The sequence below is a fragment of the Bacillota bacterium genome, from assembly GCA_024655925.1.
In the GTDB taxonomy this organism is placed as follows: domain Bacteria; phylum Bacillota; class DTU025; order DTU025; family JANLFS01; genus JANLFS01.
In genome coordinates this window covers 1-7,916 of sequence record JANLFS010000049.1, presented here as the reverse complement: position 1 = coordinate 7,916, position 7,916 = coordinate 1, and the positions used below count along the sequence as shown (strand labels likewise).

7 protein-coding genes are annotated in these 7,916 nt (G+C 60.9%); 6 read left to right on the top strand and 1 reads right to left on the bottom strand.

Features of this window, described 5'->3' with window-relative positions:
* From NUW23_08965 to NUW23_08945, 5 genes are all read left to right on the top strand, one after another.
* A partial coding sequence (locus NUW23_08965) for a hypothetical protein (protein MCR4426301.1) occupies window positions 1-596 on the top strand: 596 nt, incomplete at its 5' end.
* A 105-nt stretch (window positions 597-701) separates the two neighbouring features.
* Entirely contained in the window at window positions 702-1,580 is an 879-nt protein-coding gene (locus NUW23_08960) for a deoxyribonuclease IV (GenBank protein ID MCR4426300.1), read from the top strand.
* On the top strand, window positions 1,577-4,129 hold the full coding sequence (locus NUW23_08955; protein MCR4426299.1) for a helicase: 2,553 nt from the start codon (window positions 1,577-1,579) through the stop codon (window positions 4,127-4,129). Before NUW23_08960 ends, NUW23_08955 begins: the two co-directional genes overlap by 4 nt.
* 62 nt (window positions 4,130-4,191) lie before the next feature.
* Window positions 4,192-5,049, top strand: coding sequence for a polysaccharide deacetylase family protein (locus NUW23_08950; GenBank protein MCR4426298.1), 858 nt, complete (start codon window positions 4,192-4,194; stop codon window positions 5,047-5,049).
* Window positions 5,040-6,041, top strand: coding sequence for a polysaccharide deacetylase family protein (locus NUW23_08945; GenBank protein ID MCR4426297.1), 1,002 nt, complete (start codon window positions 5,040-5,042; stop codon window positions 6,039-6,041). Before NUW23_08950 ends, NUW23_08945 begins: the two co-directional genes overlap by 10 nt.
* Here the strand turns inward: NUW23_08945 and NUW23_08940 are convergent.
* The gene (locus NUW23_08940) at window positions 6,038-7,375 is read right to left on the bottom strand and encodes a glycosyl hydrolase family 18 protein (GenBank protein MCR4426296.1); all 1,338 of its coding nucleotides are present in this window, start codon (window positions 7,373-7,375) and stop codon (window positions 6,038-6,040) included. The two genes, NUW23_08945 and NUW23_08940, sit on opposite strands and share 4 nt — an antisense overlap.
* A 280-nt stretch (window positions 7,376-7,655) precedes the next feature.
* Here NUW23_08940 and NUW23_08935 point away from each other — a divergent pair.
* A partial coding sequence (locus tag NUW23_08935; protein MCR4426295.1) for a dUTP diphosphatase occupies window positions 7,656-7,916 on the top strand: 261 nt, incomplete at its 3' end.

Genomic DNA, 7,916 nt, shown 5'->3' with positions numbered 1-7,916 from the left:
TAGGCTTTGGGTTTGTGGGGTTCGTCGACGACGTCCTTGGCGACCATTCGCGGTCAGGGTTCTCAGGCCACCTGACGGCTGCCATACGGGACAGGGCTTTGACGTCTGGCATGTTCAAGGTTGTGATGGGGGGAGCTGTATCCCTGGCAGGGGCGGCACTGCTGGGAAGGCACTGGGTGACGTTCGTGCTCGACGCCATCATGATCGCACTTGCCGCGAACTTCGTGAACTTGCTTGACAGGCGCCCGGGCAGGGCGATTAAAGCCTATGCCCTGCTCCACGTTCTGACGGTCACCTCCGGGTACGTCTTCCTGAGATGGTTTCCTCCTGCCGAGGCTGCGGCGGTTTTCGGGTCGGCGGTGGCGTTCGCTCCTCGCGACCTGCGCGAACGCGCCATGCTGGGAGATACCGGGGCGAATCCTCTTGGAGCATCCTTGGGGCTGTCACTTGTGCATCTTCCGCTCACACCGCGGCTTGCAGCCTTATTTGCCCTGGCCGCGCTCACACTCCTATCCGAGTTCAGGTCTTTCGGGTCGATCATTGACGGCAACCGGGTTCTCCGGTTCCTGGACGAACTGGGCAGAGCGGAGACATAAGGGCCTTCCCGAATCCAAGGTGGTGTGGTCCGAAGGGAAACTCCACCTCCTCATCGAACTCTGAACCCGGACCCGGGTGCACGGTGTGCGGAGGAGGACGACTGAATGGCCCAGAAGTTCGGGATTCACCTTTCCATAAGCGGCGGGTTTGCGTCTGCAGCGGCGAGGGCTGTCGAGCTCGGCTGCGATGTGCTGCAGGTTTTCTCGAGGAACCCACGGAGCCTCCGCTCCAAACCTATGGAACCTGATGACGTCTCAGCCTTTCGAGAGACTCTCTCGGCGCACGGGGTATCTCCTTGCGTGATACACGTGAACTACCTCATCAATGCTGCCTCGCCGAAGCCAGATATCTATGAGCTCTCAGTCGCCGCCCTGGCCGAGGAGCTCTCCCGAGCTGATGCGCTGGGGGCCGAGTACGTGGTCATGCACCCAGGCCACCATCTTGGGTCCGGAATAGACCCCGGGATCCAGCGCGTAGCCAGGGCCATAGACCTCGCTTTCGAGCAGACGAACGCGCAGACGACGCTCTGCCTCGAGAACATGGCAGGGGTAGGTACTGAGATCGGAGCGTCCTTTGCTGACCTTCGCCGGATAATCGATGCCGCGCGCGTTGGCGACGGGCTGGGGTTCTGCCTCGATACCTGCCACGCTTACGGGGCCGGGTACGATGTGAGCACTGACCGCGGACTGGACAGAACCATCGGGGAGATAGACCAGACGATTGGCCTCGCCAGACTCAAGGTCGTCCACGCCAATGACTCCAAGGGCAAGCTGGGTTCGGGAAAGGATAGGCACGAGCACATAGGACTGGGGTTCATCGGGCTTGCTGGGTTTCGAGTCCTGCTCGCCCGTGTTGAACTAGCCAGTCTCCCGTTCATCCTGGAGACTCCTGTGGACGACCCACGTGACCAGGAACGCGATCTCGCGAGCCTCAGGTCGTGCAGACGCGGCGAGTCTGCTGCCCAGGCGGTGGGTGCCCGTTGAAGGCCTCGGAACCTTCAGGGCTCATCCACAACTACATCTCCCCCGGCGCTATCATCGATCTCAGGGAGGCGATCTCGGAGGCGCAGGGGTGTGAGGTGTTCGCTGTCGGACGGCTCGACCGGGATTTCATAGTCGAAGAAGTCTCCGTGTTGGCCTGTGGCAACATGGGTGCCGCTCCTGTCGTCGATCCCACCCTCATCCGGGGGCAAGTGGTGATACATAACCACCCCTCCGGGAACCTCATGCCGTCCGACGCGGATATCGCTGCTGCCTCCGCCCTCGCCAAACGAGGTATCGGGTTTTGGATCATAGATAACGCGGTCGAGCGTCTGAGGTCTGTCACGGACCCGCTGTCCAACGATCGCGGTTGCATAGTCGTAGACCCTGCGGACATAGACCACCTCTTCTCCAGCACTGGCCCGTTTGCCCGGTCGTTCGGGGGATACGAGCGGAGGGAAGGCCAGGTCAGGATGGCCAAAGCAGTCGGGGCCGCGCTTTCTGACTCCGCCTGTCTCATTGTCGAGGCGGGGACAGGTACAGGCAAATCACTAGCCTACCTCGTCCCCGCGCTATTGTGGGCCCGGCGCAACTCGAAGCGGGTGGTTGTGTCCACCAACACCATCAACCTTCAGGAACAACTTGTGTACAAGGACATCCCGACTCTTGCTCGGGTAATGGGAGAACCCATCCGTGCCGTGCTGGTCAAGGGGAGGTCCAACTACTTGTGCCTGCGCAAGCTGGACCGAACTCTCTCGGGCCAGGATCACATGGTCGGCGCTGATCAGAGGGAAGCCTTCGCCGCTCTGGTGGCGTGGTCCATGGAGACCGAGACTGGCGACCGATCTGAACTCGCATGGGAACCGGATCCGGATGTCTGGGACCTAGTCTGCTCAGACGGGGACATGTGCCTGCGATCCCACTGTCAGCGGTTCTCTTCGTGTCACTTCCACCGGGCCAGGCGCGCGATGGAAGGCGCCGAGATCCTGGTCACCAACCACCACCTGCTTTTCGCAGACATCTCCATCCGGCGTGAGCGGGGCGCGGAGGCCGAAAGGGCGGTCCTCCCACGCTACAGCGCAGCAATCCTGGACGAAGCGCACAACGCAGCCGGGGTTGCCCAGGAGTACTTCGGCCGGTCCGTCTCCCGCGCAAGTCTCGTAAGGCTCACGAACGCCATCTTCCGGAGGGAGAGGCCGAGGGGCGAGAGAGGGACCACCGAGCTTGGCGCCCTGGTTTCGCTCAGAGGGCGGGTCTTGTCCGCGGACTGGATGGACAGGAATACAACCGACGCCCTCATGGATGCCATTGACATGGATGTGATCCCGGGTGTGCTCAGAGCGAGGGAAGCCGGGGAGGTGTTCTTTGAGACTGTGGGAGACCTCATGCAAGGCCGGGGCACTCAGGATGGCCAGGACCGCGTCCTGCGCATAACCGCCGACGTCAAGTCCGAAGACGCCTGGGACCGCCATGTGTGGCCCGCGCATGAGAGGTTCTGTGCTGCCCTGGATGATCTCGCTCGCGACGTCCGCTCCTTGTCAGAAAGGGTTTCCCTTGAAGAAGATGAGGATTTTCGGTCTAGCGCCTTGGAGCTTGGGGCCTTCTCCAACAGGCTGTCGGGGATGGCCGATTCCACCAGGTTTGTGATCAGGGCTGACACTCCAGGACACGTCTACTGGGCAGAGGCGCGAGGAAGGAAGGGTGGTGTCCGGATCGTCGCGACCCCTCTGTCAGTCTCGGAGCAGATGGCGGCCTTCCTCATCGAGCCCCAGGACGCAACGGTTTTCACTTCCGCCACCTTGGCGGTGGGGTCCAGTTTCGAGTTCGTCGGGGAGGACCTGGGCCTGTCCCGGGTGCCATCCGAGACCGTCAGAGAGCTTGTCGTGCCCTCACCCTTCGATTTCATGCGACAGGCCCTTCTCTGTGTGACCACTGACATCCCACCTCCCGACAGTCCAGGCTACCCGGAGGCCGCCACGGCTGCCCTCGGCGAGATCATCCGCGCGTCCAAGGGCCGGGCGTTTGCTCTCTTCACATCCTACAAGTTCATGGAGGTTGCATCGCGCGCCCTGCAGCCGGTTGCTCGAAACCTTGGCTTCCGTCTGCTCAAGCAGGGAGATGCCCCGCGTCACTCTCTGCTTGAGCAGTTTCGAAAGGATGTCGGATCAGTGCTGTTGGGCACTGACAGTTTCTGGGAAGGCGTTGATGTCCCCGGGGAAGCTCTGTCCTGTGTGATCATTACGAGGTTGCCTTTCGGAGTTCCCACCGACCCCGTGATCCAGGCCAAGCTTGAGGAGATTGAGGGTGCGGGTGGTAACCCGTTCGCAAGATACAGTCTTCCCGCAGCTGTGCTCAAGTTCAAGCAGGGCTTTGGAAGGCTCATCCGAACCTCTCATGACCGGGGCGCAGTAGTGATTCTTGACTCCAGACTTGCGACGAGGCCTTACGGCCGGTCCTTTTTGGAGGCCCTCCCCAGGTGCGCCCGGGAGTTCGGCCCCACGGCCGAAGTTGCCAGGGCGGTCCAAACCTGGCTTGCAGAATGCGGGGCCTAGTCTAGAGGGGAAACCCGTGCATATGTACTACGGGCAGAAGAAGTCTCGGGGGGGAGGGGCCCGTGGTCTTGTTAGTACTTGCGAACCGGCGGACATTCTTGTTTCTTGTGGTCACTATGACCATCCTTGTGACCTGCTTTGCCTCGGCCATGGTTGGGATGGGGCGGACGGTCCTCGCAACCGTGTCGGGAAGGCTGGTTCCAATTTACCGGGTGGCCCGCGACGAGCGCGTGGTGTCGATCACGCTCGACGCCACCTGGGGAGATGACCAGACCGAGGCACTCTTGGATCTGCTAGACCGGTACGGCGTCAAGACCACATTCTTTCTGGCAGGCCACTGGATCGAATCCTACCCTGACAAAGTGAAACTCATCGCGGCAAGGGGACACGAGATAGGCAACCATTCCTGGACTCACCCACACATGAGCGCGCTGTCTGAGGAACAGATCCGCACCGAGATCCAAAAGACGCAGGATGCCATCGCCAAGCTCACCGGGGTGAGGCCGACCTTGTTCAGGCCGCCGTTCGGGGACTACAACAACAGACTGATCACAGTGGCCATGGAGTGCGGATGCAAGACCATCCAGTGGAGCATAGACTCGCTGGACTGGGAGAACTTGGCGGCAGAGCAGATTCACAAGCGGATCATGAGCCGGCTGCACAACGGCGCGATCATACTGTTCCACAATGCGGGCAAGAACACAGTCCGCGCACTCGACATGATACTCCGGGATCTTGCTGCTGGCGGATACCGGGCTATGCCCGTCTCAGAACTGCTTCTCTCCGGTGATTACTACGTAGACCGCAATACCGGTGAGCAAAGGCCTGCTCATCGCAAGACCCCTCCAACGGCCCCACAGGCCGAGCCCAAGCCTCTGGGGCGGTCCGAGACGGAAAGGGGGGGAACCGAGTGTTCGTGATCACGATAAGGCGCCGCACGATCTGGCTCTGCATCCTCGCAGTCGTCCTGACCCTGGTCGCGGCGTGTGCCGCGGCAGGACTGCCGAGGCTTCGCAGGGTCTCGATTGGCGCCGCGCGGGGAGTGACGGTGGCGGGAACGAATGTCGGAGGACTTCTCCCCGACGAGGTTCGCGAAGTGGTGCTGGGCCTGGTGGCGAGTGTCGAGAGGCGGCCGAGGGAGGCGCTCTATCACTCGGAGACAGGAGAGATCATCCCGGAGGAGGCCGGGATCACCCTCGATGTCGACGCGACCGTGAGAGATGTCATGGCGGCACCCCGCGGGTCTCGAGTCTCCCTCGTGACACGCGAGGTGCCGCCCTCCGTGACAGCCGCCATGCTCAAGCCAGTGTATGGTGTGCAAACCAGCGAGAAAGCCTGCGCCCTCGCTTTCAATGTGGCCTGGGGAGAGGAGTACGTCCCGGCTCTCCTCTCCGAGCTTGCGAAGGCCAAGGTGACAGCGACCTTCTTTCTGACCGGAACCTGGGCGACGAAGTTCCCCGACCTAGTCTGGGAGATCGCAAGACTTGGCCACGAGATCGGGAACCACGGTTACGACCATCCGCACGTCGAGAGACTCGGCGAGCCCGACATCGTCGCATTGATAGAGAAGAACGAGATCCTGATTCGCGAGTTGACAGGGATCAGGACCACGCTCTTTGCCCCGCCATACGGGGAGGTGAACCAGAGGATCGCCTCGACGGCGGCGAAGCTCGGTTATACCACAGTGATGTGGACGGTCGACACCATAGACTGGGAGAGACCGAAACCGGAGGTGATCCTGCAAAGGGTGGAGAACAGGATCGCGCCTGGAGCCATCATACTGGCCCATCCCACGGAGCCCACCGCAGCCGCGTTGCCGAACATCATCAGCCGGCTCGAACGGAAGGGTTACCGTTTCATGACCGTCTCGGACCTTCTCAAGCTCGGGGAGGCACTGCATTCGCGCCCCTAACGGAGCAGTTCCCGTTCTATCAGATCCCAGTAGGCTTGGTCCTCGAGGCCGAGGCGCCACAGCGCGATACCTCCGAGGTTGTACTGCTGCACCAGTTTCAGCTTGACCCGCAGGCTGTCTGCGCTCTCGAACCACACCTCGCGCCGGACGCCGTCCGACGTGTACTTGAAGTAGGGGGTTTGAGAGCGGTCATCCCACTGGATCTTCACCCCATGCCTTCCAGCGAGCGATATAGCCTGTGAGTAGGTTACACTCCGGGCTTTGTTGGTCTGCGTATTCCAGTCATAGCCGTACCCTGCCAGTCCCAGAAGGATCTTGTTCCTGGGAACTTGGGTTATGGCGTATCGGATCACCTTCTCAACCCACGGGAGCGATGCAACTGGTCCCGGGGCGGTTCCGGAGGTATGCTCGTCGTACGTCATCAGCATCAGCTGGTCGACTTGTTTGCCGAGTTCGTAGTAGTCAAAAGCTCCGACCCAGGCAGCAGTGGGGTTGTCCTTGTGCTTCGCTGGAACCGACATCGTGACCCGGTAACCGCGGGGCACGAGTTCCACCCGGAGTTCCTTCATGAACAGTGTAAGGGCTGCTCTGTCCGCCGGAGGCACGTTCTCGAAGTCTATGTTGACCCCGTCATACTTGTGGGTTTCGAGTATCCGGCGGATCCCCGAGATTGCCCGGGCTCGCGCGGCCTTGCTGTTCAGCATCGCGCTGATCTCTGTCTTACTGAAGGACCCACCGTCGATATTGTGAACGAGAGCAAGGTTGGACAGTCCCCTGGCCTGTGCGATTTGCCTTGCGTCAGCGAAGTGCTCGCCTGATACGTTCCCGTTGCGGTCCACCGAGTACGAGAACGGCACTACAGTTGTGATCGCGTTAGAGTAGGCGTGCAATGCGTTGTACGAGGAGCGGTCTCCGGGGTAATTGACGATGTAGTATCCTACTACGTCCCGTCCGGATCCAGACTGAGATCCAGAAGCGGACTGCACATTCAGAAGAGAGCCGTGGATCCACCCGTAGGCCTTGGTAGGCAACTGCACCTGGTACCATCCGTTGACCTCGCTCTGAATCCGTACTTGGGTTCCCGGGGCAAGCTGGGTTGAGCGCGGGTACTGAGTGCCCGGCCCTGTCCTGACATTGGCTTGTTCTCTAGTGGCCGCGCTGCGGCCTGCCATGTCCTTGGGTGTATTCGTCTGTCTCTGGGGGGTGGGTGTAGTAGTGTGGACGCCCGGAGGCGTGGGAGCCGAGGAGCCGTTCTTGTTGCCACGTATTCCTGTCACGGAGCTTGCCAGGTAGAGTAGGACGACGAGAGCGGTAACAGTTGTGTTTGGCTGCATCTGGTTCCCCCCTTCCGGGCTGTTCCGAGATTCTGTGTCGAATGCCGCAGCGCAGCTGAGTGCGAATTTCGAGAGAGCGTGCCAGTGTCCTTCAAGTAAATAGGGGGCATAATGGTGGGGAATGGGAGATCGGCCTGAGCTGTGAAGTTTCAGCTTAGGGTCTCGGCATTGCCCAGGCACGGGATTTGCGGTATATTTCGAAGCACCCGGAGGACTTCGGGAGATCGGGCAGAATCTCATATAGGAATCAAGACTATAGTTCTGATCTCGAGAGGCGAACATGTTTCACGACGTCGTCCACGTCCGCGTGGTGAGAAACGTGACAGGAGTCGACCTGCCGCGTTATATGACTGAGGGCTCGTCGGGGCTGGACCTTGCAGCAGCCGTGAATGAGGATGTGTGCATTCCTCCTGGAGGCAGGGCGACGATACCCACAGGGATCCTCCTCGCCTTGCCCTTGGGGTATGAAGGACAGGTCCGGCCCAGAAGTGGGCTTGCCGCGAAGCACGGGGTGACCGTTCTGAACTCTCCTGGCACCATC

What these genes read in the sequence shown, in the direction of transcription:
- NUW23_08960 (MCR4426300.1), top strand. Translation starts at nt 702, where the DNA reads ATGGCCCAGAAGTTCGGGATTCACCTTTCCATAAGCGGCGGGTTTGCG.
- NUW23_08940 (MCR4426296.1), bottom strand. Translation starts at nt 7,375, where the DNA reads ATGCAGCCAAACACAACTGTTACCGCTCTCGTCGTCCTACTCTACCTG.